General features: G+C 37.3%; 21 protein-coding genes. 17 read left to right on the forward strand and 4 right to left on the reverse strand.

The window, feature by feature from the left end; genetic code table 11:
* The first annotated feature begins 609 nt into the window (after positions 1-609).
* From hybO to yedF, 12 genes are all read left to right on the forward strand, one after another.
* Entirely contained in the window at positions 610-1,737 is a 1,128-nt protein-coding gene (hybO, locus tag M983_RS11455; protein WP_066750637.1) for a hydrogenase 2 small subunit, read from the forward strand.
* A complete protein-coding gene (hybA, locus tag M983_RS11460; protein ID WP_066750641.1) occupies positions 1,730-2,743 on the forward strand; it encodes a hydrogenase 2 operon protein HybA in 1,014 nt (337 codons plus the stop codon). Before hybO ends, hybA begins: the two co-directional genes overlap by 8 nt.
* A complete protein-coding gene (gene hybB, locus M983_RS11465) occupies positions 2,730-3,911 on the forward strand; it encodes a Ni/Fe-hydrogenase cytochrome b subunit (protein ID WP_066750642.1) in 1,182 nt (393 codons plus the stop codon). Before hybA ends, hybB begins: the two co-directional genes overlap by 14 nt.
* Positions 3,908-5,611, forward strand: a complete 1,704-nt coding sequence (gene hybC, locus M983_RS11470) for a hydrogenase 2 large subunit (RefSeq protein ID WP_066750644.1) — start codon at positions 3,908-3,910, stop codon at positions 5,609-5,611. Before hybB ends, hybC begins: the two co-directional genes overlap by 4 nt.
* Complete coding sequence (locus M983_RS11475) at positions 5,611-6,099, forward strand: HyaD/HybD family hydrogenase maturation endopeptidase (RefSeq protein ID WP_066750646.1); 489 nt, start codon at positions 5,611-5,613, stop codon at positions 6,097-6,099. The genes hybC and M983_RS11475 overlap by 1 nt, the downstream gene beginning before the upstream one ends.
* On the forward strand, positions 6,096-6,590 hold the full coding sequence (hybE, locus tag M983_RS11480; RefSeq protein WP_066750648.1) for a hydrogenase-2 assembly chaperone: 495 nt from the start codon (positions 6,096-6,098) through the stop codon (positions 6,588-6,590). Before M983_RS11475 ends, hybE begins: the two co-directional genes overlap by 4 nt.
* 60 nt (positions 6,591-6,650) lie before the next feature.
* Positions 6,651-7,757 carry a hydrogenase nickel incorporation protein HypB gene (hypB, locus tag M983_RS11485; RefSeq protein ID WP_066750651.1) on the forward strand — a complete coding sequence of 369 codons (1,107 nt, stop codon included), beginning with the start codon at positions 6,651-6,653 and terminating at the stop codon, positions 7,755-7,757.
* Positions 7,748-8,014, forward strand: coding sequence for a hydrogenase maturation factor HybG (hybG, locus tag M983_RS11490; RefSeq protein ID WP_066750654.1), 267 nt, complete (start codon positions 7,748-7,750; stop codon positions 8,012-8,014). Before hypB ends, hybG begins: the two co-directional genes overlap by 10 nt.
* Positions 8,001-9,137 (forward strand): hydrogenase formation protein HypD, encoded by a 1,137-nt coding sequence (gene hypD / locus M983_RS11495; RefSeq protein ID WP_066750657.1) that lies wholly within the window; start codon positions 8,001-8,003, stop codon positions 9,135-9,137. The genes hybG and hypD overlap by 14 nt, the downstream gene beginning before the upstream one ends.
* The gene (gene hypE, locus M983_RS11500; RefSeq protein ID WP_066750660.1) at positions 9,134-10,153 is read left to right on the forward strand and encodes a hydrogenase expression/formation protein HypE; all 1,020 of its coding nucleotides are present in this window, start codon (positions 9,134-9,136) and stop codon (positions 10,151-10,153) included. The genes hypD and hypE overlap by 4 nt, the downstream gene beginning before the upstream one ends.
* A 172-nt stretch (positions 10,154-10,325) precedes the next feature.
* Positions 10,326-11,552, forward strand: a complete 1,227-nt coding sequence (yedE, locus tag M983_RS11505) for a selenium metabolism membrane protein YedE/FdhT (RefSeq protein WP_066750663.1) — start codon at positions 10,326-10,328, stop codon at positions 11,550-11,552.
* Complete coding sequence (gene yedF / locus M983_RS11510; protein ID WP_066750667.1) at positions 11,549-11,791, forward strand: sulfurtransferase-like selenium metabolism protein YedF; 243 nt, start codon at positions 11,549-11,551, stop codon at positions 11,789-11,791. Before yedE ends, yedF begins: the two co-directional genes overlap by 4 nt.
* A 72-nt stretch (positions 11,792-11,863) precedes the next feature.
* Here the strand turns inward: yedF and rdgC are convergent, their stop codons facing one another.
* Positions 11,864-12,772: a recombination-associated protein RdgC gene (rdgC, locus tag M983_RS11515; protein WP_066750670.1), complete on the reverse strand. Its 909-nt coding sequence runs from the start codon at positions 12,770-12,772 to the stop codon at positions 11,864-11,866.
* A 1,327-nt stretch (positions 12,773-14,099) separates the two neighbouring features.
* Here rdgC and M983_RS11520 point away from each other — a divergent pair.
* The 4 genes from M983_RS11520 to M983_RS11535 all read left to right on the forward strand — a co-directional run bounded on the left by M983_RS11520 (position 14,100) and on the right by M983_RS11535 (position 19,837).
* The gene (locus M983_RS11520; RefSeq protein WP_245684042.1) at positions 14,100-15,293 is read left to right on the forward strand and encodes a porin; all 1,194 of its coding nucleotides are present in this window, start codon (positions 14,100-14,102) and stop codon (positions 15,291-15,293) included.
* Positions 15,294-15,378: 85 nt separating this feature from the next.
* On the forward strand, positions 15,379-17,334 hold the full coding sequence (locus M983_RS11525) for a bifunctional 2',3'-cyclic-nucleotide 2'-phosphodiesterase/3'-nucleotidase (protein WP_066750676.1): 1,956 nt from the start codon (positions 15,379-15,381) through the stop codon (positions 17,332-17,334).
* Between the two features lie 85 nt (positions 17,335-17,419).
* Positions 17,420-18,196 carry a ribonuclease T2 family protein gene (locus M983_RS11530; protein ID WP_066750678.1) on the forward strand — a complete coding sequence of 259 codons (777 nt, stop codon included), beginning with the start codon at positions 17,420-17,422 and terminating at the stop codon, positions 18,194-18,196.
* Positions 18,197-18,214: 18 nt separating this feature from the next.
* Positions 18,215-19,837 (forward strand): bifunctional metallophosphatase/5'-nucleotidase, encoded by a 1,623-nt coding sequence (locus M983_RS11535; protein ID WP_066750680.1) that lies wholly within the window; start codon positions 18,215-18,217, stop codon positions 19,835-19,837.
* Positions 19,838-20,096: 259 nt separating this feature from the next.
* Here the strand turns inward: M983_RS11535 and M983_RS11540 are convergent, their stop codons facing one another.
* From M983_RS11540 to sbcD, 3 genes are all read right to left on the reverse strand, one after another.
* Positions 20,097-20,696 carry a nitroreductase family protein gene (locus tag M983_RS11540; protein ID WP_066750681.1) on the reverse strand — a complete coding sequence of 200 codons (600 nt, stop codon included), beginning with the start codon at positions 20,694-20,696 and terminating at the stop codon, positions 20,097-20,099.
* Between the two features lie 180 nt (positions 20,697-20,876).
* Positions 20,877-24,596, reverse strand: a complete 3,720-nt coding sequence (locus tag M983_RS11545) for an AAA family ATPase (RefSeq protein WP_066750684.1) — start codon at positions 24,594-24,596, stop codon at positions 20,877-20,879.
* A gap of 2 nt (positions 24,597-24,598) precedes the next feature.
* Positions 24,599-25,825 carry an exonuclease subunit SbcD gene (sbcD, locus tag M983_RS11550; protein WP_066750687.1) on the reverse strand — a complete coding sequence of 409 codons (1,227 nt, stop codon included), beginning with the start codon at positions 25,823-25,825 and terminating at the stop codon, positions 24,599-24,601.
* 220 nt (positions 25,826-26,045) lie between these two features.
* On the opposite strand from sbcD, the gene phoB reads away from it, so the two are divergent.
* Positions 26,046-26,735, forward strand: a complete 690-nt coding sequence (gene phoB / locus M983_RS11555; protein WP_066750690.1) for a phosphate regulon transcriptional regulator PhoB — start codon at positions 26,046-26,048, stop codon at positions 26,733-26,735.
* Positions 26,736-26,879 lie beyond the last annotated feature (144 nt).

Genomic DNA, 26,879 nt, shown 5'->3' on the forward strand with positions numbered 1-26,879 from the left:
AAAAGAGCACTATTTTCTATTCTTTTGAATAAGAAAAATAATAGAAAATTTGAGAGTAGTTATGAAAAAGTTAATTATATTAATATTGTTATTTGATGTATTTATAATATAAGCTTTATCTGGTTTCATTAATGTAATGTAGAAGTAGACAAGATGAAAATAGAAATGGATATTATTATAGATAAATTTTTATTTATTTTATTAAATTTCACATGAATAATTTTAGATATTATAAAGGGTGTTTTTAAATATATCATCTAAACCTAACTGGATTTTTTGTTTCTTATATTTTATTGATTTTTAATGATTTATTTTTATTTTTCCATTGTTTTTTTCATTGTTTTTATATGTAGTGATAATTATTATCATTTTTATTTTTATTAATTTTTTCAGATTTTAAAATAATTAATTATATACTTTTTATTTAATTATTTTCATTTTATATAAATTAAACAAATAAAGCTGAAACGTTTTTTCTCTCAATTAATATGAATTTATATTTTAATGAATTATCGCTTGATAATGATCAAGTCATTATTATGACGGAGTGTTAAAAAGGCGAGGTTTAAAAATTATTCCAATTAAAAATCATCATATCAGGAGAGATATATGGCCTTGGGGAATAATGTTTTTTCCCAGCATGGTATTAACCGACGCGATTTTATGAAATTGTGTGCGGCGTTATCAGCTACCATGGGATTAAGCGGCAAAGCAGCCGCACAAATGTCACAAGCAATGGCATCACCAGAAAGACCTCCCGTCATTTGGATAGGCGCTCAAGAATGTACGGGGTGCACTGAATCTTTATTACGAGCCACTCATCCAACGCTTGAAAATCTCGTTCTTGATGTTATCGCACTTGAATATCATGAAGTGCTTTCTTCAGCATTTGGTTATCAAGCTGAAGAAAATAAGCACAATGCAATGGAGAAATATAAAGGTAAGTACGTTCTCGTTGTTGATGGTTCGATTCCGGATAAAGACGGCGGTATTTACTGCATGGTGGCAGGTAAACCGATTCTTGAGCATATAAAAGAAGCCGCTGAAGGCGCTGCCGCGATTATTGCTATCGGATCATGTGCTGCATGGGGAGGCGTACCTGCAACAGGTGGTAATCCAACAGGAGCAAAATCACTGGAAGCCATTTTACCTGGTAAAACAGTCATTAATATTCCAGGATGTCCTCCTAATCCACATAATTTTCTTGCCACTGTCGCTCATATAATTACTTTCAATTCATTACCTAAATTAGATAGCAAAAATCGTCCTCTTTTTGCTTATGAGCGATTGATCCATGAAAATTGTGAACGTCGCCCACACTTTGATGCAGGCCGTTTTGCTAAAGAATTTGGTGATGAAGGACATCGACAAGGTTGGTGTTTATATCATTTAGGCTGTAAAGGTCCTGAAACCTATGGCAATTGCCCAACATTAGAGTTTTGCGATATTGGTGGTGGTATTTGGCCTGTTGGTATTGGACATCCTTGTTATGGCTGTAATGAGGAAGGTGTTGGTTTTACAAAAGGTATATTTCAACTTGCTAATGTTTATCAGCCTACGCCAAAAGCACAAGTTCCTGATGTTAATCAAAAAGAAGGAGGCGGTGTTTCTTATGGCGCAGCGGGTTTAATCGGTGCTGTTGTTGGTGCTGTAGCCGGCGTTAGTGTGATGGCAGTGCGTCAATTAGGTCGTGATAAAAATGAGACAAGCGCCTCACAGGAGGATAAACGTGAATAGGCGTCATTTTTTTAAGTTAGCATCAGGAGGCGTACTTCTTGCAGGACTGGCACCAACAATCAGTCGTGCAGCGGCACAAAATCGACCACCTATTCCAGGTTCATTGGGTATGCTTTATGACTCAACGCTTTGTGTGGGTTGCCAAGCTTGCGTATCTAAATGTCAGGAAATTAATCATCCTGAACCTAGGAAGCGAGGAGAAACCTATGCTAATGGTGAGTCTACATGGTCAAATAACGACAAACTAAGTCCTTATACCAATAATATTATTCAAATTTGGCATGATGGAAATGGCAAAAATAAAGATAGCCTAAAAGATGGCTACGCCTTTATTAAAAAACAATGCATGCATTGTGTTGATCCTAACTGTGTTTCGGTTTGTCCTGTTTCTGCCTTAACGAAAGATCCCAAAACGGGGATTGTGCATTATCACGCAGATATTTGTACTGGTTGTCGTTATTGTATGGTCGGTTGTCCTTATAACATTCCTAAATATGACTATGACGATCCCTTTGGCAAACTTTATAAGTGTGAGCTTTGTAATCAAAAAGGTATTGAGCGTTTAGATAAAGGCTTATTACCCGGTTGTGTTGAGGTATGTCCTACTGGTGCTGTTATTTTTGGTACTCGTGAAGAACTTCTTGAAGAAGCCAAACAACGTTTAGCGAAAAAAGAAGGGGAAAAATATCACTATCCTCGTCAAACGCTCCATGGTGGTGATACTTATCTACACAATATTCCAAAATATCAAGAGCATATCTATGGTGAATTTGAAGGTGGTGGCACTCAGGTGATGGTGTTATCAGCAGTACCTTTTGAAAATTTGGGTATGCCAGATGTTGCGCCATTATCAACAGGTGCGCGTTCTGAACATATTCAGCATTCACTCTATAAAGGTATGGTTTTACCTATTGCAGCATTAGTCGGGATAACTTATCTGGTTAATCGTAATAGTAAAAAGCAAGAACAAAAACATAATAAGGAGGATAACGATGTCGAATCATGATCCTCGTCCACTAGGTGGAAAATTATTTACCCTTGCTGTAAGAGTATTTTTACCCCTTGTTATATTGGGCTTTATTCTTATTGGTAAGCGACTAGTCTTAGGACTTGGCGATGTTTCTGATCTTAATGGCGGTTACCCTTGGGGAATTTGGATTGCCTTCGATTTACTGATAGGAACAGGCTTTGCATGTGGTGGTTGGGCATTAGCATGGGCTGTTTATGTCTTTAATAAAGGTGAATTTCACCCATTAGTACGTCCTGCTTTGTTAGCGAGTCTATTTGGTTACTCATTAGGTGGATTATCTATCGCTATTGATATTGGTCGTTATTGGAATATGCCTCACTTTTTTATGCCACAATATTTCAATGTTAATTCTGTTTTATTTGAAACAGCGACCTGTATGACCATCTATATTATGGTGATGGCGTTAGAATTTTTGCCTGCATTACTAGAACGTTTAGGTTGGAAAGTCTCTCTTAAACGTCTTAATAAAGTCATGTTCTTTATTATTGGTGTTGGTGCGTTATTACCTACAATGCATCAATCTTCAATGGGATCGTTAATGATAGCCGCAGGTTGGAAAGTTCATCCTTTATGGCAATCTTATGAAATGCTTCCTGCTTTTTCCCTTCTCACCGCGTTTATTCTTGGATTTACCATCGTTATTTTTGAGGGTTCGTTGTTAAAAGCAAGCCGAACAATGAAAGAAGATGAAACGCCACTCTTTACCAAGCTAACTAAAGTGATTGAAGTCTTATTAATTGCCTTCTTAGTACTACGTTGGGGTGAGGTTATTTGGAATGATAAATTGAGCTATATTGCGAATGGGGATATGTATTCATGGCTATTTATCATAGAAAGTGCGTTGCTACTTATTCCTCTCGTGCTCTTACATATCAATGATAATCGTCGTCACCCAAGAATGTTGTTTATCTCAGCTCTATTTATGCTGATTGGCGCTGCCATGTGGCGTATGAATTATTCTTTAGTGGCTTACAACCCTGGTAACGGATATCACTATTTTCCAACAGCAAGTGAACTGCTTATCTCTATCGGTTTTGTCGCATTTGAAGTGACAGCTTACATTCTTATCATCCGTTTATTGCCGGTATTGCCAGCACAAACAGACTCAAATATACAATTAAAAAAGGCTGAGGTTAAATCATGAGCCAACGCATTACTATTGATCCTATCACTCGTATTGAAGGGCACTTACGTGTCGATTGTGAAATCGATAATGGAAAAGTTGTTAAAGCGTGGTCATCTGGCACCATGTGGCGTGGTATGGAAGAGATCTTAAAAGGCAATGATCCTCGTGATGCGTGGATCATTGTGCAACGTATCTGTGGTGTATGTACTACGGTTCATGCTATTGCCTCAGTTCGTGCTGTTGAAGATGCATTAGGTATGGATATTCCTGTTAATGCGCAATATATCCGTAATTTAATTCTTGCTTCACATATTATTCATGATCATATCGTGCATTTTTATCAACTTTCAGCAATGGATTGGGTTGATATTACCTCTGCATTACAGGCTGATCCTGAAAAAGCCTCAGCAATATTAAAAGGCACTTCAAATTGGCATTTGAATTCACCTGAAGAATTCAGGAAAGTGCAAAAGAAAATTCAAGGATTAGTCGATAGTGGGCAATTGGGCATTTTTGCCAATGGCTACTGGGGACACTCAGCCATGAAATTACCGCCAGAAGTAAATTTAATTGCGGTAGCGCACTATTTACAAGCACTTGAATGTCAACGTGATGCAAATCGTATTGTTGCTATTCTTGGGGGTAAAACGCCACATATTCAAAACTTAGCTGTGGGTGGTGTGGCTAACCCGATTAATCTTGATTCACCTAGTGTGCTTAACCTTGAACGTTTAATGTATGTGAAAAGCTTTATCGACAAACTAGGCGATTTCGTCAACCAAGTTTATAAAGTCGATACAGCGATTTTTGCGGCCTATTATCCTGAATGGCTAAAAATAGGAAAAGGCGCTAATTATTATCTTTCTGTTCCTGAATTACCGATTAATGGTAATAACACTGAGTTTTTACTTTCTGGTGGTTATATGGAAGGGATTGATTTCTCGACCTACCGACCAATTACTAACTGGAAAGATGAACAACTAAAAGAAGGTATTGAAGAAAGCGGTAAGCATGCGTGGTATGAAGATGATAAGCCACTAAAACCTTGGGAAGGGCTCACTCGACCAAAATATACAGGTTGGGATGAAAATAATAAATATTCATGGGTAAAATCGCCAACCTTCTATGGTAAACCTGTTGAAGTGGGCACATTAGCGTGGTTAGTCTGTGGCTTAGCAGGTAAGCATGCAGGCACGGTTCAACATTACAACGATATTAATCAAATTTATACGCAACTTACCGGTGAAACCTTAGTTACAGCGCAATTAGAATCAACTTGGGGACGCATTATTGGACGTACTGTTCATGCTTGCGTATTACAAGAGTCACTGGCTTCTTTATGGCAATCGTTGGTCGATAATATTGGCCGTGGTGATACACAGGCCTTTATTAAACCTGAGTTTGAAGCAGGAAAAGAGTACCGCGGTGTTGGGTTTGAAGAAGCATCTCGCGGTATGCTCTCTCACTGGATTGTTTTTAAAAATGGCAAAATCACCAATTATCAAGCCGTTGTGCCATCAACATGGAATGCTGGACCCCGTAACTTTAATGATGAACCTGGGCCTTATGAGTTATCTTTAGTTGGTACACCTGTTGCTGATCCACAAAAACCATTAGAAGTGGTCAGAACGATTCACTCTTTTGATCCATGTATGGCATGTGCTGTGCATATGGTGGATTTAACAGGGAAAGAACTGAGCAAAGTGAAGGTATTGTAATGCGTACTCTTGTCTTAGGTATTGGTAATTTATTACTAAGCGATGAAGGCATTGGTGTTCGTATTGTAGAAGCGCTTGAAGAGCGCTTCTCTTTACCTGAGAACGTTGATGTTATTGATGGTGGCACATCTGGCATGGAAATTTTGCAAGATATTGCATCAAGAGATTTACTGATAGTTGTTGATGCAGTGAAAAGCAACCATGAACCCGGTAGTTTATTTGTTTTGCATGATGATGATGTGCCTGCATTATTTACGCAAAAAATATCGCCTCATCAATTAGGATTATCTGATGTATTAATGGCGCTTAAAATGACGGATGAATTTCCACGTAAGCTGATTTTAGTGGGGATTGAGCCGGCATCTTTAGTCCCTAGCATGTCACTATCTGCAATAGGTCAGCACGCAAAAGAACGCGCCTTAGCGCAGGTTGTTTCTCTTTTGCGTGAATATGGTCTATCTGTTATTCCAAAAGAGGGGACATTATGAGCAAGTTAATCTGGAATATAACCGGATATGATGAAGCACCTATCGCGCAATTAGAGGCTAATTTTCGTCATATTGCAAATAAAGAGATGCAAAACCTTCCGTTTTATCGACAACACATTCCTATCAAAGCAGTTATAAATACTTTATTTGATAAGCAGTGGATAGGCGCAATTTTAACACCTTGGATGCTGGAGCTTATTATCCTACCAGGGCCTAATCAAGAATGGCCTTATCGTAAAATTGGTGAACGCCTTGCCTTAGCGTTGCCTTGTGGTGAAGTTAAATTTGTTGTTGGTGAATTAGCCGATGGGATGCAATACCTCGCTTGTTCTTTAATGTCACCTCTTAATCCCCATCTTGATGCTGAACATGCTATCCAATTAGCAGAAAATAGTGCAAAAATGGCACTTTCTTTCCCTGTTCATACACAATCTACAGCAGAAATTGATTTAAGTCGGCGTTCTCTATTTCGTGGTCAGTTAAGATCATAGTGTAGAAATTTTACACGACACCGAATCAATTTCTTCTATTGAAAAGTCAGGAGTCAGAATATGTGTAGTACTTGCGGTTGTGGTGAAGGGAATATCAGCATTGAAGGTGTTGAACCTCATTCTCATGATGACCACTCACACCATCATGGGCATTCGCATCACCATCATGAGGCTGTGCCTACCAAGGTAACCAATAAATATATCGATAAGTCTGAACATGAACATCAGTATGAAACTCATGGTCAGCCTATTATCGTTCATCATCACTATTATCATAATACGGGAGATGTGCATTTACATTTTCATCAAGATAATGGCTTAGATAGCGAAAAAATTATTCATCAACATCATCATGCTCATGATGAACACGCACATTCACATCCTCATGACCATAGCCATGAACATTTACACAACCACGCTCATGAGCATGAAGATGCGTTTTCACCTGTCATAGAAAATCAAAATATGCACTATGGACAAGGTGAAGCAGGTACTCATGCACCAGGCATTAGCCAAAAGCGCATGTTAAAAATAGAAATGGATGTGCTGGATAAAAACAACAAAATAGCGGTGCATAACCGTGAGCATTTCGAACAGCAGCATGTATTAGCACTTAATTTAGTCTCAAGCCCAGGCTCTGGTAAAACAACGCTATTAACACAAACATTGAAAAAACTATCAGCCGAAATACCTTGTGCTGTGATTGAAGGTGACCAACAAACCACTAATGATGCTGATCGTATTCGTGAAACAGGTGTTCCTGCTATTCAAGTCAATACAGGAAAAGGCTGTCATCTTGATGCTCAAATGGTTCATGATGCGACTCATCAATTGGGATTACAAAATAACAGTATCCTTTTTATTGAAAATGTAGGGAATTTAGTTTGTCCTGCGAGCTTCGATCTGGGTGAAAACCATAAAGTGGCTATCCTTTCGGTTACTGAAGGTGAAGATAAACCCTTAAAATACCCACATATCTTTGCTGCTGCTGATTTAATGATAATCAATAAAATTGATTTAGTGCCTCATTTAAATATCAATATTAATGCCTGTATTGATGCAGCTAAACGCGTTAATCCTAATATTCATGTTATTGCTCTTTCAGCAACAACTGGTGAAGGTATGGATGAATGGCTAGCTTGGCTTAAGAAGAATCTATGTGCTTAGGTGTTCCCGCTAAAATAATTGAAGTCGGTGATGATGCCCACCAATTAGCATGGGCTGAGGTTAGCGGTGTTAAGCGTGCTGTTAACATCTCAATGGTCTGTGAAGACAACCCACAAGTGCTATTAAATAAGTGGGTGCTTATTCATGTTGGGTTTGCTATGAGCATTCTTGATGAGCAAGAGGCTCAAGATACGCTAGATGCTCTCCATCATGTTTATGGCGTCACTCTTGAAGAGGCTGATGATGCAATACGTTGATGAATTTCGCGATCCTGAACTTGCCAAAGCCTTGCTAGTACAAATTCGTGAAACACTTGCGCAATGGCCTTATCCCATTACGCGACCTTTACAAATTATGGAAGTGTGTGGTGGTCATACTCATGCCATCTTTAAATTTGGTTTAGACTGTTTATTACCAAAAGAAATTGAGTTTGTTCATGGGCCAGGTTGTCCTGTTTGTGTGTTGCCTATGGGGCGAATTGATGCATGTTTAGAGATTGCTGCTCGCCCTGGTGTGATTTTTTGCACGTTTGGTGATGCAATGCGAGTGCCAGGGCGTAATGGTTCAATGCTTGATGCTCGTCGTCGAGGCTCTGATATCCGTATTGTTTATTCACCTCTCGATTCACTAAAAATTGCACAAGATAATCCAGATAAACAAGTCGTTTTCTTTGGGTTAGGGTTTGAAACGACAATGCCAAGTACGGCAATGACCTTACAGCAAGCTAAATTACGAAAGTTATCAAATTTTTCACTGTTTTGTCAGCATATTACGATTGTACCGACATTACGCTGTTTATTAGAGCAAGAAGATGTGCGCATTGATGGTTTTATTGCGCCTGGCCATGTCAGTATGGTCATTGGGTGTACACCTTACCAACCGTTGTGTGATGAATTTGAAAAACCTTTTGTGGTCACAGGATTTGAGCCATTAGATTTATTACAAGCCATATTAATGGTAATCAAACAGCTCAAAGCGAAAGCAGAAAATACAGATTATGTGTTAACGATTGAAAATCAATATAGCCGTATTGTGCCTCATGAAGGTAATAAACTTGCTCAAAAAGCATTAAAAGACGTCTTTATGCTAAAAGATACAAGTGAATGGCGTGGCTTAGGTGAAATTCCTATGTCAGGTATTCAACTAACACCGAATTATGCAGAGTTTGATGCAGAAATTCGTTTTAATCCAGCGCCACAAAAAGTCTCTGACAATCCCGCTTCTCGATGTGGCGATGTCTTAACAGGACGCTGTAAACCATCAGAATGCCCACTATTTGGTAAAGCATGCACACCAGAAACCGCATTAGGTGCATTGATGGTTTCTTCTGAAGGTGCTTGTGCGGCTTATTATCAATATCGCCGTGAAGGAAATGTATGAAACAATCTGATGAAATCACCTTAGCCCAAGGAAATGGCGGGCAGGGTATGCAACAATTGATTGAAGGGCTTTTTTTACGTGAATTTGATAATCCTTTATTAAATGAAAAAGAAGATCAAGCGCGTATCTCATTAAACGAATTAACGGCATTAGGCGATCGTTTAGCCTTTAGTACCGACAGTTATGTTATTGATCCCATTATATTTCCAGGAGGAAATATTGGTAAGTTATCAGTTTGTGGTACAGCAAACGATCTTTCTGTGGGTGGCGCAATTCCTCGTTATCTCTCGTGTGGTTTTATTCTTGAAGAAGGTTTACCTTTTGAGGTACTAGAAACGTTAGTTATAGCGATGGCAAAAACAGCAAAACAAGCAGGAATACAGATTGTTACTGGTGATACTAAAGTTGTACCACGAGGTGCCGCTGATAAAATATTTATTAATACCGCGGGTATTGGTGTTATTCCACACGCTATTGAATGGGCGGCAAGCCATATTAATATCGGTGACAAGCTCATTGTAAGTGGCACTATTGGCGATCATGGTGCAACAATTCTTAATTTACGTGAAAATTTAGGATTAGAAGCAGATTTACAAAGTGACTGTGCTGTTTTAGAGCCAATGATCGCACCATTGCGTAATATTAGCGGTATTCGTGCATTACGTGATGCGACTCGTGGTGGTGTTACGGCGATTTTGCATGAGTTTGCCAATGCATGTGGTCATGGCATGAATATTTATGAAAGTGCCTTACCAATGAAACAATCAGTCAGAGGTATTTGTGAATTATTAGGGCTTGAAGCACTTAATTTTGCAAATGAAGGAAAAATTGTTTTAGTGGTATCACCAGATGCTGAAAAGCAAGTGCTTGAGACATTAAATCAACACGTATTAGGTGAGAATGCGACAACAATTGGTGAAGTCACACCTGAAAAATCGATACGATTAACGGGTATTTTTGGTACTAGCCGTTTATTAGATTTACCCTATAACGAACCGTTACCTCGTATTTGTTAGTCTCTACTTAATAATAGATTATTACTTTCCTGTTACAGAAGTTTGTTATAAAGCAAACTTCTGCTAATTTCCCGTTTTTGACTCTTTGATAAAAAATTTTTCGGAGTAACATGTTCGCCCTATCAAACTACGTGAAGAGTGTCTTTCGTAGCAGTAAGTTTTAGGAAAAAACATGTCTTGGTCAGAATTTAAATCTCAATACCTCATTCGTTTTTGGAAGCCTCTTCCAGCCGTGATTGCAGCAGGTGTTTTATCAACGTATTACTTCGGATTAACCGGTACTTTTTGGGCTGTTACAGGGGAATTTACTCGCTGGGGTGGCCATATTATGCAACTCTTGGGTGCTCATCCTGAAGAGTGGGGCTATTTTAAAATTATCGGTCTTGAAGGCACACCATTAACCCGTATTGATGGTGTGATGATTATCGGTATGTTCGGTGGTTGTATTATGGCGGCTCTTTGGGCTAATAACGTAAAACTTCGCCGTCCTCAACATAAAGTGCGTATTTTACAAGCCGTATTAGGTGGGATTATAGCGGGCTTTGGTGCTCGTTTAGCAATGGGGTGTAACCTTGCTGCCTTTTTTACTGGTATCCCTCAATTCTCATTGCATGCTTGGTTTTTTGCTGTTGCGACTGCAATTGGTTCCTATTTCGGCGCTAAACTCTCGTTAATGCCGTTTTTCCGTATTCCTGTTAAATTACAAAAAGTAAATCAAGCTTCGCCGCTAACACAAGATAAACAGCGTGCAAAACGTCGTTTTAAATTGGGTATGGTTATCTTTTTTGCCATGATTGCGTGGTCTTGCATTATTCTTTTTGATTCACCAAAACTGGGTTTTGCCATGTTAGGTGGTATAGGTTTTGGTATTCTAATTGAACGCGCTCAAATCTGCTTCACTTCTGCTTTCCGTGATTTATGGATAACAGGGAGAACTAATATGGCAAAAGCTATCATTGTCGGTATGGCGGTGAGTGCGATTGGTATTTTTAGTTATGTACAATTAGGCGAAGCACCTAAAATTATGTGGGCAGGTCCTAATGCGGTGATTGGTGGATTACTTTTTGGTTTTGGTATCGTGCTTGCTGGTGGTTGTGAAACAGGTTGGATGTATCGTGCTGTTGAAGGTCAAATCCATTTTTGGTGGGTAGGACTTGGTAACGTGATTGGTTCTACCATTTTAGCTTATTATTGGGATGATTTCTCCGCAGTATTGGCAACAGATTACGATAAAATCAATCTCCTTGATACTTTTGGACCCGTTGGTGGGTTGGCGGTGACTTATGTCTTGTTAGGGCTGTCATTTATCCTATTACTTTGGTGGGAAAAGCATTTTTTCCGCAAAAAAATAGCGCAAACGAACATCGTATCAGTACAAAATAGTAAGGAAATAGTATGAGCGAAAAAAAAACAATAGTGCCTAATTATCGTCTCGATATGGTTGGTGAACCTTGTCCTTATCCTGCTGTTGCCACACTTGAAGCGATGCCATCATTAAAAAAAGGTGAGATTTTAGAAGTAGTGAGCGATTGCCCTCAATCGATTAATAATATTCCACTTGATGCCAAAAATTATGGTTATACCGTTCTTGATATCCAGCAAGATGGTCCAACTATACGTTATTTAATTCAAAAATAACGCAAATCATAATAAGCGTGATTAGATGAAAAACAGCAATTCAATATCATACTGAATTGCTGTTTTTTTATATTATGCTACTTCGCCACCGAGGACTTCTGTGACTCGTTCAATAAGGGCACTAAGTTCACCTGTCATTAATACAAAGTCAGCATCAAAACGCTGAGCGAAATCAGCTTTATCAATATCATCATTTTGTTCACGCAACGTATCACTAAATTTAATACGCTTGATAGAGCCATCATCACATAACATAAACTGAAGGCGCTCTTCCCAATCTATCGCAAGTTTAGTCACAAACTTACCTGCTTCAATATGGGTTGATATTTCATCTGATACCAGTTCTTGTTTCTTACAACGAATAACGCCACCTTCTTCAAGTGGGGCTTTTAGTTCAGCTTCATCCATTAATGAAAAACCACTCGGTAAATCATCAGAGCGCACCCATTGTGTCATTTTTAATTCAACAGATTCATTAAAATTAAGAGGAACAACAGGTAACGAGCCTAACGTTTTACGAAGTAATGCTAGATTATCTTCAGCACGTTTTGCGCTAGCAGAATCGACGATAACGAGTTGTTTATCTAAGTCTAACCATAAAAAAGTTTGTGTGAATTTGCTGAATGCACGAGGAAGCAAAGTATGAACCACTTCATCTTTTAATGTGGCTTTTTCGGTTTTTTTCAGTTTTCGGCCTTGTTCGCTTTCAAGTTTGTCAATTTTTTCTTGTAGTGCTTGTTTGATAACAGTAGCAGGAAGAATTTTGTCCTCTTTGCGAGCACATAACATGACTTGCTTGCCAGCAACATGAATCAAGGCTTCTCCACGCTCTCCCATTGGTGAGATCCAACCTGTCTTTGTCATGTCTTGGCTACTACAAGGAGTGAATGCCAGCGATGCTAACTGTTGTTCTAACTCATCCATTGATAGTGCTATCTCTTTATTTAAGCGATAGACCAAAATATTTTTAAACCACAGCATTCGACATTCCTCTTAATCATAATTAACCCCAATATGATACTGAATGTTTGAGTGCTCTAAAAGGTAATATCCCAGAAAAGAAAGTATTAGTGAGAGAATGAATAAAAATAGGAATAAAAGCTGAAACGAATAATTAGTAAAATTACTTGGTGAAAATGAGAGTTATTCTTATTTAAATGGAGTGGATAAAGAATAAAAAAGATGAAATAAAGAAGTTTTTAGATCAGATTATTATGTGATAAATATCTCAATATTTTATTTGTATCTTCTTTTTAGCTTCTATTCTATAAACACTTTTAGGTTTAACTCTGCATAAATTGACAAAACAAAAATATTCTTGACGCTTCATTGTGATATTTATCACAAAATAAGGAAAATATAAGGGGTGATTTTTCACATTATTTATGGTGATTTAGATCACAATTATAGACATTTATTTTAGTGAAATAGTTAAAAAGGCACAAATAAGCTTTGTATATTAACAATAGTGATAGTTTAAAGTTTGTAATGAGTATTTACATTTATTTATATGTGATTTCTATTGATTAGATATAATAATGTGATGCTATTGTTGTGCTTTCCTCTTCAATATTTTTAGTTGAAAACTCTATTTACTATGAAATGTTATTCGTTATCACCCGTTAAATTGTATTTAACTCCAGTTTGTTTTTATTTAAATAAGAAATAAATATAAAGATAAAAATTTATTAATTTAGAATAATAATATTTTAATCTTTAGTGTTATTTATTTTGTGGTTAAAATTAATACGTCCTTTTAAATATATTAAATGACGTAGCAAAATTTTTTATTAGCAAAAAAAGAGGTGTGGTAACAAGATGAAATATAAAAGAAAAATATTAAAATGTGATTTTTAAAAAGTTGATTTAGTTCAAAAAATACGTATCTTTAATATTAATTGTGATGCCTATCACCTAGGCATGTAATCTTGAAAATACACAATGATGTAATTGTGGGCTACATCACGAAAGCAGGGCTTTATTTTGAGTAACATGCCAGCGAAAACTCAATCGGCTATTTCATTTTCATTAAGAAATAAAAACACTGCCCTTATTTTAAATAACATGAGGCCACTATTTTTGTGTCTTATTGGTGAATACGTCTGTGTCAAGGAAATGAAACCTTTAAGAAGATTTAGAGAGTTATAATTAGTAGCTATAAAAATTATCAATTGTGAGAGCGATTTTCTTTTTCGAAATTCGTGGCAGAGATCCTTTGTCTGAATATCAGGTTAATTATATACGGCGGTATTATTTTTGACCTTAAAGAAAATTATAAAACTATAGAAAATAGATGGGTATTTTAATCATGAAAAGCTTGAAGCCTTTAGCAGCTCTGGTTGGTTTATTGATCCTTTCAGGATCAGCAAATGCGGTAAATGTGTATAACGATAAAGGGACGCGTTTCGACGTTAATGGTCAGTTTCGTTTAAAAACGCAAGTGACTAGCCAAAATCATGAAATGAAAATGACGGATGATGGCAGCCGTATTGGTTTCTTTGGTTCACATGAACTGACTAACGATATCAAAGTATTTGGTAAATTAGAGTGGGGTTCTGATACTCAAAAAACAAACAGTGAAAACCCTAAATCAAACTTTGAAATGTACAACCGTGTTGGTTATGTCGGTTTCTCCCATCGTGACTATGGTCAAATCCAATTTGGTCGTACTTATATTCCAATCGACTGGGTTAAAAAATCAAGCTACGGCTATGGCAATACCGGTGTATTCTACTTCAGCGATGTATTAGGTCGTTCAGTAGGTTATTCTGGTGGTGAAACGAGTGTTAATGGTAAATACGTAAACTACAATGGTGTTGGTAAAAACAACTTTATGACACGTTTACCACAAACTATTTTTGTTGAAACTAACCGTTATGAAGGCTTCAAATTAGCGGGTACTGTATCAGGTAAATCAGGCGATGATGGGCGCCGTGTTGCTGGTGATATCACTCGTGCTTACTCTCTTGTTGGTTTTTATAAATCAACTTTTGGTTTAGAGTTTGACGGTGGTTACTCTGCAGCTCAAGGTGAAGCAAATACAACAGGACCAAATGCAGGTAAAACACCTGAAAATAGCATCTTAGCATTTGGTGCTGAATACTTCTTCCCAGGTCGTGAATTCTCTATTGGTTTAGACTATGGTCAATCTCGTGGTAAAAACCCAGGCTTAGCACTGTATGCAAATCAACCTGCTCGTGCTTGGAATTCAGTGAAAGGTAACTGGAAAGCAGATTTGTATGGTGTTGGTGTGAAATGGCACTGGGATCGTATCGAAAGTGGTATGTATGCCGGTTATTACTTACGTGATGGCGATGGTAATACATTCAACTATAAAAAAGAGACCTATACTGTGGGTGTAGATAAGCGTTTTGCTGTATCAAAATACAATAACTTACGTTTATTCGCTGAAATGGCATATGACGATGCTCGTAGTGAAAATCCAAAATACGAAGATACAAAACAATATATCTTCGAAACTGGTATGCGTCTGTACTTCTAGTCTTAACAACATAATTGTTTGATAGAAGTAACGAAAAGGGGGAGCACAACGGCTCTCCTGTTAACCAATATATAAGGGGTGTGTAATGGTTAAGAACGTGTTGAAATTATCAACATTAGCAATGTTTGTCGCATTCAATGTGAATGCCGCAACAGTCGATCTTCGTATTATGGAGACGTCTGATGTTCACAGTAACTTAATCGACTTTGATTACTTTAAAGATAAACCAACAGAACAGTTTGGTTATGTGCGTACCGCAAATTTAATTAAAGCGGCAAAAGCAGAAGCAACCAATGCGATTTTAGTTGATAACGGTGACTTGATCCAAGGCAGTCCATTAGCGGACTATCAGGCAGCTAAAGGCTTAGAAAAAGGGGAGTCTCATCCTGCGCATCAGTTAATGAACACGATGGGCTATACCGTAGGTAACTTTGGTAACCATGAATTTAACTATGGCTTAGATTACCTGAAAAAAGCCATAGCTGGTGCGAAATTCCCTTATATCAATGCCAACGTGATGGATGCGAAAACAGGCGAAAACTATTTCACTCCTTATATTATTGTTGATACACCAGTAAAAGATCGTGATGGCAAAGAACACACTATCAAGATTGGTTATATCGGATTTGTACCACCACAAATCTTAATCTGGGATAAAGCCAATCTGGATGGAAAAGTCGTTGTTAATGATATAACAGAAACAGCGAAAAAATTCGTACCTCAAATGAAAAAAGAGGGAGCGGATCTGATTGTGGCTATTCCTCATTCTGGTTTTGCGTCAGAACCCTACAAAGCAATGGCTGAAAACTCAGTATATTACTTAAGTGAAGTTGACGGTATTAATGCAATTATGTTTGGTCATGCTCATGGCGTATTCCCAAGCAAAGAGTTTGAAGGGATCAAAGGCGTTGATACAGCTAAAGGAACTGTAAACGGTATTCCTGCCGTAATGCCAGGTCAATGGGGTGATCACTTAGGTGTCGTTGATATGGTTATCAACAACGACAGCGGTAAATGGGTGATGACAGACGCGACAGGCGAAGCTCGCCCTATTTATGATAAAGCAAATAAAAAAGCCTTAGTTGAACGTGATGCTGAGCTTGCGAACATTATTGAAAAAGCCCACCAGGGAACTCGTGATTTCGTCGGTAAACACATTGGTAAAGCCTCTGAAAATATGTACAGCTTCTTGGCATTAGTCCAAAGCGATCCTACTGTACAAATTGTTAATGATGCGCAAGTTAATTACACCAAACACTTTATCCAAGGTGATCCTAACTTAGATGGTTTACCTGTATTAGGTGCTGCTGCGCCATTTAAAGCGGGTGGTCGTAAAAATGCACCAGCGGACTTTGTGGAAGTAGAAAAAGGTGATTTAACATTCCGTAATGCAGCAGACTTATACCTTTATCCAAATACATTAGTTGTTGTGAAAGCAACAGGTGCTGATGTTGTGGAATGGCTAGAATGTTCAGCGGGTATGTGGAATCAAGTTGATGCTAACTCAACGAAACCTCAATATCTTATCAACTGGGATGGCTTCCGTACTTATAATTTCGACACAATAAGTGGCGTTAATTATAAAGTTGATTTAACTCAGCCTGCAAAATATGACGTAGATTGCCAAGTCGTTAATAAAGATGCAAATCGTATTAAAGATGTGACTTATGAAGGTAAACCTATCGATCCTAAAGCAACCTTCTTAATTGCAACGAATAACTATCGTGGATACGGTGGCAAATTTGCCGGTACTGGCGAAGCCAATATTGCTTTTGCATCACCAGATGAAAACCGCGCAATTTTAGCCTCTTACATCGCTAAACAAACAAAAGAAAAAGGTGAAGTTGCAACGAAAGCCGCTAACAATTGGTCTTTCCTACCTATCAAGACTGATAAAGCGCTAGATGTTCGTTTTGAAACATCTCCAAGTGAAAAAGCGGCCACTTTCATTAAAGATTTTGCTCAATATCCAATGACCTTTGTTGAAAATGATGACATTGGTTTTGCGATTTACAAAATTGATTTAACTGAGAAAAAGTAAGCCAATAAACCTGCTCATTTCGAGCAGGTTTTTCTCACCACTTTTGAACTAAAAGAGCCCACTCTGTACTCTTTAAGGGGATTTCATGCGTTTTACTAAGCTATTACCTGCGGCTTTGCTTTTAGTGTTAGCGGGATGTGTGACGCAAGCACCTGAAACAACAACGCCGTTAAAACCACAAGCTAAATTAGTTGAAGGTGTTTCCTGTATTCTGCCAGATGCACCAACGGCATCTTATGATTATATTGCTGCTAATGATCGCTATGGGCAAAACAGTACCGCATCAACTGACTATTTTAAATTAGCAATTAACTACTCTCCTGCTTTTTGTGACTATAAAAGTAATAATATTAAACGCTTAAATAATGATAATGAAAAAGCAAGAGCGAAAAGCGAGTTTGATAAATTTGAGATCCAATGCTTTTCAGATAACAAATTTGGTTGGATAGTTCATGGGCTGTGGGCTGAAACTTGTGATGGTAAATCATGGGAAGACTGCCGTGACTGGAAAGACATACGCAAGCATCCTCGTCTATGTAAAGGCGACTTACCACCACTCGAGTATTCAGCGATTAAACCTTACCTATGTTCATCTCCTGGTATTGATTTATTACAAGGTGAGTGGGAAAAACACGGCGTTTGTGCGTTTGATACCCCAGATGCGTTTTTTGGTAAGCAACAAGCACTATTTGATTCATTAGTATTGCCAGAAGGACGTCCTTCAAATAGTGAACTTATTAAATTCTTAAAAGAAAATAATCCATCTTTGAAAAATAAAGAAATTCAAATTAACCGTGATGAATTCTATATCTGTTATAGCAAAGATTTTGAAGTGATTGATTGTCCAAAACGTGAATTTTGATCTAGGGATAAAACGTAAATGAACTATAAATATAAACTCGTTGCACTTGCTGTTAGCGCCATTTTATTAGCGGGTTGTGCAAAAAAATATGATGAAGCGAATGTTGTTGATGTGCGTGTTATTGCATTAAATGACTTTCATGGTGCTTTAAAAGCGCCAGGTCCAAATAAACCTGGTGGTATTGAGCACATGTCGACGTTAGTCAAAGAGCTTAAAAAAGATAATCCAAATAATATCGTTGTTGCTGCTGGTGATATGGTAGGTGCAAGCCCATTATTATCATCAATGTTCCATGATGAGCCAACCATTGAAGCTTTATCTATTGCTGGATTAGAAGCAACTTCTGTTGGTAACCATGAATTCGATAAAGGCATGGGTGAATTACTGCGTAAACAAAATGGCGGTTGCCATCCTGTTACTGGTTGCCAAGGTCCTACTGAATTCAAAGGCGCTGAGTTCCAATACTTAGCAGCTAACGTTATTGTTAATGAAACAGGAAAAACGCTTTTCCCTGAATACGTTATCAAAGAATTTAACGGTATTCCGGTTGCCTTTATTGGTTTAACACTAGAAGGTACTGCGGCTATCGTTACACCAAAAGGAACTGAAGGTTTAAGCTTCCATAATGAAGCGAAAACTATCAACGCATTAGTGCCACAATTAAAAGCACAAGGTGTTCAAGCGATTGGTGTATTAATCCATGAAGGTGCTGCACAGCGCCGTGATGGTGGCCCTGTTAATATCAACGCATGTAATGGTATTACAGGTAAAGTATTAGATGTTGTTGATAAGCTTGATCCTGCTATCGACTTTGTTGTAACAGGCCATACTCACCAAGCGTATAATTGTACTATCAATGGCAAATCGGTAACATCAGCCCAAGCTAATGGTGCTATGTTAACGCGTATTGATCTAAAATTAGATAAAACAACAAAAGATGTTGTTGATATCGAAGCACGAAATATCTGGGTTGATAACCGCAAATATGAAAAAGATCCTGCAATTACCAAACTGTTAGAAGCTTATGAGAAAATTGCCACACCGTTAGCAAATCGTAACATTGGTAAATTAGAAGGCAACTTAACGAAGCAAACCAATGATGCAGGTGAATCAGCATTAGGCCAAGTTATTGCTGATGCACATCTTTATACTGCAAAACCGCAAGATATGGGTGGTGCACAAATCGCCTTTATGAATAGCGGTGGTATTCGTGCTGATATGACAGGTGGCGATGTTACTTATAACGCTATTTATACAGTACAGCCGTTCTCTAACGTATTGTTAACTCAAACCTTAACGGGTGAGCAAATCAAACGTTTATTAGAACAACAATGGGATCGTTCACGTCCACAAGTATTAGCTATCTCTGGTAACTTCCAATATACATGGGATTCAAAAGCGCCTAATGGTAACCGTGTAATTGTTGAATCAATGAAAATTGATGGCAAACCTGTCGATATGAATGCATCTTACCGTGTTGTTGCAAATGAATATCTAGCAACAGGTGGTAGTAACTTCTCAGTACTGAAAGAAGGTAAAGATCCTGTTTACAGTGTGCCTGATGTTGATGCAGTCGTGAAATATTTTGAAGAGCAATCGCCAATCGCTCAACCAAAAGCAAATAACATCACACGCAAATAATCTATTTTCATACGCCTTGTGAAAATCGCATCTTTTAACGAATAAAAGGTGCGTTACTAATTAAAGAGAGCAAAGTGTTGAACACAAAGGGCTCATCCCTACCTTTGTATTCATTACGCACTTTGCTCTTTTTTATTTTTAAGTTCTATTTATATTTAGTAGTAAGTTGTTGAGGCAAAAAAAAGCCCACGGTAACAGTGGGCAGGAAATAAAGAGGGTAAACTTGGTAGGGTAGTTTTAGTGAGATATCTATTAGCTATTATTTGTAAACTCTAAAGCGTGATTCATCTTCCATATAATTTTTCTCACCAGCTTCTTGTTCAATAGAGCCGAAAATCATTTGTGCTCTTAGTTTCCATGTTTTTGGAATATCCCAAGTTGAATGTACTTCATCATCAATAATTGGGTTGTAGTGCTGTAGTGAAGCACCTACATTTTCAGCGGCTAATGCAGTCCATACTGAAAGTTGCGCCATACCACTTGCTTGCTCTGACCAAATAGGGAAGTTGTCAGCATACAGTGGGAATTGCTCTTGAAGGCCTTTTACAATATCTGTATCTTCAAAATAAAGAATTGAGCCAGCACCTGCTGCAAAGCTATTAATTTTGGCTTCTGTTGCGCTAAATGCTTCTGCTGGAACTAATTTTTTCAACGTGTTTTTAGTGATTTCCCATAATTTTTTATGTTGTTCGCCAAAAAGGATCACCACACGTGAAGTTTGAGAGTTAAACGCTGTTGGGCTTTCTTTCACTGCTTCTTTGATAATCGCGGTAACTCTGTCTTCGCTAATAGGAAGTTGATTACCTAAATTATAAATTGTTCTACGTTTTTTCATTAAATCAGTAAATGCGTTAGACATTATTGTCTCCTTGAGAATTATTAGCGCTAAAAGCGTTTAACGATAATTTAGCTACATTTAGCAACGTTTTTGTTTTAATACGTAAGCTAATCTATGCATCTACTATAGGGCTTATCGTTGTTTTATTGATAGATAAAAAATTTAATCAGTTACGTCAAATTATTCGACTTAGTTTTTCACTTACTGGCTTTCATTTTTTATATTTCCATAGCGAAACTCTGCTGATAACTGACTTATCCCCAATCCACCGGCTTTTTTTACTTTTATTTGTACTGGAATTCGCTCTTTCATCGCTTCTACATGACTAATTACGCCAATAATTTTGCCTGATGCATTAAGGTTATCAAGCGCATCTAAAGCAATATCAAGCGTATCGGGGTCAAGCGTACCAAAGCCCTCATCTAAGAAAAGTGACTCAATTTGTGTTTTATTGCTCACCAAATCAGAAAGCGCTAATGCTAGTGATAAACTCACTAAGAAGCTTTCACCACCAGATAAAGTTCGCGTATCACGTAAAGCATCGGCCTGCCAAGTATCGGCAATTTGTAGCTCAAGTGTAGCGGGTGATTTTCGTTGTAAAAAATAGCGACCATGTAGTTTTTCTAAACGTCTGTTGGCTAAATAAATAAGGTTATCAAGCGTTAAACCTTGAGCAAAACGACTAAATTTATCACCTGTCGCAGAACCCACAATTTCATTTAGATAACTCCAATCATCATAATGCGTTTGTTGTTTCGCTATCTGTGTTAACAGCGTTTGTTGTTCTTTTCGTTTTTCTTCATCTTGGCGAAGTGTTTCTTGAATGCGAAATTTGGCTTCTTGTAATGCTTTGATTTTTGTTTCTTTAGCGAGTAACTCGGCTGTTATTTGCTCTAAATTTTGCTGTATTGAAAGTGAAGATTGTTGTGATAAATGAATCTGATACGCTTTTTCTTGCGTTTCCAAACGTGTTATTTCTTGTAATAATTTATCTTGCCGTTGTTTTTGAGCCTGTTGTAGTTGTGTTCTTTCCTCAATGCTGAGTAATGATGCTAAAAATTCAGTTTCATCAGCAAATACACTTTCCTTAATTGTTTGTTGATATTGTGCAATTTTTTGCTGAACTTGAATGTTTATACGCTGTAATAATTTATCATTTTCTTGATATTGGCCAATAAGCTGATTCAGCCGATTTTCTATTTGTGTTTTTTCCTCAACAATATGCTCTATTTGTTTTTGTAATAAATGACTTTGTTGCTCTAATTGGTTTCTAACCTCTTCTGTTATTTGTGTATTAAAGAGGGCGTATCGTTCGGCTTGTTGTGCTTCTTCTAACGTGATTTGTTTTTGTAAGTCAATTAATAAGGCATCAAGCTCTTTTTGTAATTGTGCTAAATAACGTTTTTTTTCTTCTTGTGTTAATTGTAATTCACGCAAAGTTTGAGTAAGTGTTTGATGGTTTTTTAACGTTGATTGATACTTCTCACTTTCTGTTTTTCGCGCTATTAACCATTGTGCATTTTCTTCAAACTGGCATAAGTCATAGCCTTGTTTACTAATATGCACTTTTATTTCTTGAGTTAATTTTTCTTGTTGTTCAATTAATTGATTTGTCTGTTGATGATGGCTCTCTAGTGTTTTTTGCAGATAATCTAATTCACTTTGTTGCTGATTAACGGTGTGTTGTTGCGCTGTAAATTGCTCTTTATTTGTGTTCCAAAGTGCATTTTCTTGGCGTATCTTTTCTTCAATAGATTGATAATGTTCTAATTTTGTAGATAGCGTTTTTTCTTCTGTTAAAAGTGTGGCTTCCATCTTAAATAAAACATCATCAGCACAATCAGAAAGGGGCAATGAATGAGGTTGCGCCAATTCATTCCATTGGTTTTGAAGCGTGATATTTTCCTGAGTGAGTTGGATTAACTCTTTTTCTAGTGTCTGATTTTGTGTTTGATAGTGTGTAGATTGCGTTTTTTGTTCAACTAATTCGATGGTTAATGTGTGCACTTGTTGTTTTAATAACGCTAAGCGTTGCTTAGTTTCATCAGGCTTTATTTCATCATAATGTTCAACATAAGGATGCGTTGTTGAGCCACAAAGAGGACAAGGTTTATCTTGAATTAATTGTTTTCTTTCTTTTTCAAATTCAACGACTTTTTGTTCAAGATAATATTTATCACTTAAGTCAGCTAAATGCTGTTCTCTGTCTTTTAAAATAATCTCATTGTTAGCGATGTTTTCAGTAAGTTCAGTAATTTTCTGCTGATTATCTACCTGCGTTTTCTTATATTGATGCAGTGCTTGGTTATTACGCTTTAATTGCGCCTGTAAGCCCATTAATTTTATCAGCGCATTTTTTTGTAAATAGAGATGCTGTAGACGAGGTTTAGCTTGATTAATCGCTTCTATTTCATAATATTTTTCTAATTCTGACTGATGTGTTTGTAACTGTTTTTGCTGTGATTCCAGTGACTTTTTTTGCTCAATAAGTGCATTTTTTGCTTGAGTGAGTGATGAAGTTAAAGCAAGCGCTTTTTCTTGCTCTAATTGCTCCGTTTTTTTGCTTATTAGATATTTTGCAGCGATATCGTCATATTGTTCAAAATAACGTTGCCATAAAGGCAAATTTTCCGCTAATTGGGCATGTGATGCGTTCGCTAATAAATAACGATTTAATTCACTTTCTTTTTGTTGCAAAGAAGCAAGTTCTTGCTCTGATAATAGTATTTTTTGCTTATATTCTGAGCTGGTTTTTTCGAGAGTATCTTGTTGATTTTTTTTGCTGGTAATATCTTGGTGTAACAAAACAAGTTGATTATCTAATGGGATTATTTTTTCACGAATAAGTTGTAATGTTTGCCGTTTTTCCTCATCGTGTTTTTTAAGTGTCTCACGAGATAATTGTAACTTCTTATTGATAGGTTGAGCTTGTTGCTCTAATGCTTGCTTTTCTTTACCTATCGTTGTGAGTTGTTTTTCAATAAAGTCTTGTTCTTGTAATAAGCGTTTTTTCTCATCAAAAAAAGGGCGAATTTTTTCAGCAGGTTCACTTTTTTCAAGACGAGCAATATCCGGTTTTGCTTCTTCTAATTCCTGTTTTACCAAATTAACAGCCTGTTGTGCGGCTATTTTTTGTTGTGTTATTTCAGCTTCTTTTTCAAACCATAATTTGGCTTCTTGGTACTGTTTTAGCTCTTGTTGCTGTATTGTTTCCTGCGCTTGTAGCTGTGTTTGTTCTGCTAATAAGTTTTGACGAGAATCTTCATCCAAAAGCGCCATCATTTGTGCTTGTTGCTTTAATTGCTGTAATTTTTTCTCTTCATCACGCCAATGTTCAAAAATGGTTTTGGAAATATGTCGATAGATATCCGTTCCCGTTAATTCTTCAAGTAATTCTGCACGAGATTTATCATCAGCATTTAAAAAAGCTGCAAATTGCCCTTGAGAAAGTAACATCGATTTTGTGAATCGATCAAAATCTAACCCTGTGATTGCAATAATTTGCTCTTGAACTTGGCTAATTTTTGTCGCTAAAATTTTATCTTCTTCATCAGAGGATTGTCCCATTTTAACGAGCTCGGCTTGAGGTGATTGTAAATTACCATCTTCTTTACCTTTGGCGCGTCTTTGCTCCCAAAATGCACGATAAGCAACGCCTTTTACCTCAAATTCAACCTCTGATAAGCACTCCGCTGTATGACGTGTCATTAATTCATTTTGCGTTTTGGTGATTTTTCCTAATCGAGGCGTGCAATGATAAAGAGCCAAACTTATTGCATCTAATAGTGTCGTTTTTCCAGCACCAGTAGGGCCTGTAATAGCAAATAATCCGTTGCTGATAAAAGGCTCTTGGCAAAAGTCGATTTTCCACTCGTCTTTTAACGAATTAATATTTTTAAATCGCAGACTTAAGATTTTCATTTTTATTCATTATCCTCTTGTTCTGCCATATCAACAGCTTGCTTAAACAATATCGTTAAACGCTCTTTGGTTTCTGTTGAGCTAATTTCTTGCTGTGCTAGCCGTCGTTCAAATACGTCATAAACACTCAATTCTGTCAGTGTTTCTTTCTCATTTTGAGTAAATGCTTGGCGTTGTTGTTTTGCTCTTCTTAGCAAAATCACCTCAAAGAGAGGCGTTTGTGTGAGTGTTTGAATGCGGCTTTGAATATCACTTAAATAATCTTGTGTAGCGACTTCAATATCTAACCAAAGCGTATTATTTGTTTCATCATATTGTTGTTTTAACTTATCAAGTTCAGCTTCAATTTCATTTAATGAGCCACTAATGGTGCGTAATAACTGAAATTCAGGAATAGGCAGTAATGTGATGTTAGCAAGTTTATCTTGCTCAAAATCGAGAAGGCAGACACTTTTTTGTTGTCCTGATTCATCAAAGCTTAAAGGAATAGGGGAGCCACTATAGCGAATATGACCTGATTTATTGACAACTTGAGGGCGATGAATATGACCCAGTGCAATATAGTCAAATTCAGGAAATAAATTGGCAGAAAAAGCGTCTAGTGTACCTATGTAAATTTCACGCACTGAATCTGTTACACTCGCGCCAATAGTTGTGAGATGCCCTGTTGCAATAATAGGAATTGCTACATTGAGTTGCTGACGTAATTTAACGGCTTCATCAAATTGGCATTGATAATAATCAGCAATAGCATCTTTTAAGGCTTGTTGTTTTTGGGTGCCTGATTGACCACTTTCGCTGGTTATCATATCTCTAGGTCGAAGATAAGGGATAGCACACAATAATGCACCAGGTGTATTATCTTTTTGATGAAGAATAATCGGGGGTTGCGGTGTCTCTGTATGTACATTAGCAACAACAGTGGTATTTAAGCATGCTAATAGTGACTTAGATTCATTTAATGTTGCAACAGAATCGTGATTTCCACCTAATATAATAAGTTGGCAATCAGTTTCTCTTATCGCGACAACAAAGCGGTTATAAAGCTCTCTTGCATAGCTTGGAGGCGAACCTGTATCAAAAATATCGCCAGCGACAATCAATGCATCAACTTGATAATCATGAATTTGTTGTAGCAACCAATTGAGAAATTGTTGATGCTCATTTGCGCGAGTTTTTGTGTAAAAATATTGCCCTAAATGCCAATCAGATGTGTGAATAATCCGCATTATTATCCCTCTTTGTTATCTCCTTGTGAGTATAACGCACCTCGCTTTGTTAGTGAAAATAACCAACTGTTTTTACTAAATTAAAAGAATAAGGTCTATATTTAGCTTTATTAACTTAGCGGTCGTCATGTATTTCAGTTATGTTAAGGTTAGTCATAAATCTGTCATAAAAATGTCTCATACTGATTATGACCCTCTAATACATAACACAGGATAGAGTATGGCAAGGCGTATTCTTGTTGTAGAAGATGAAACCGCAATTCGTGAGATGATTTGTTTCGTACTTGAGCAAAATGGGTTTCAACCTATTGAAGCAGAAGATTATGATGCAGCATTACGTTTTCTTATCGACCCTTACCCTGATCTCGTTTTATTAGATTGGATGATCCCTGGTGGCTCTGGTTTACAAGTGATAAAACAGATGAAACGGGAAAATAGTACCCGTGATATTCCCATTATTATGCTAACTGCCAAAGGCGAAGAAGAAGATAGAGTTAAAGGATTAGAAACGGGGGCTGATGATTATGTTGTTAAGCCTTTTTCACCCAAAGAACTTGTTGCTCGAGTTAAAGCTATTTTACGACGTTTATCTCCAATGTCAGCCGAAGATTTGATTGATTTTAATGGGTTAAGTCTTGATCCTGTCTCACATCGAGTGACTAGCCAAGAAGTCCCTATTGATATGGGGCCTACAGAATTTAAACTTTTGCATTTCTTTATGACACACCCTGAGCGCGTTTATAGCCGAGAACAGCTGTTGAACTATGTGTGGGGCACAAATGTGTATGTTGAAGATAGAACTGTTGATGTACATATCCGTCGATTACGTAAAGCAATTGAACAAGATGGACATGACAAAATGATACAAACAGTACGTGGAACGGGATATCGCTTCTCTGCGCGTTTCTAATTCAACATAGGAGACATTGTTAGGTGTTAGAACGATTATCATGGAAAGCGCTCGTTTGGGGGCTATTTTTATTTTGTGTACCTGCGTTTATTTTGGCAATGTTTATCGGCCATTTATCGTGGCTATTAGTCATTTCATTACTTT

Origin of the sequence: Proteus myxofaciens ATCC 19692, assembly GCF_001654855.1 — a bacterium.
Classification (GTDB): domain Bacteria; phylum Pseudomonadota; class Gammaproteobacteria; order Enterobacterales; family Enterobacteriaceae; genus Proteus; species Proteus myxofaciens.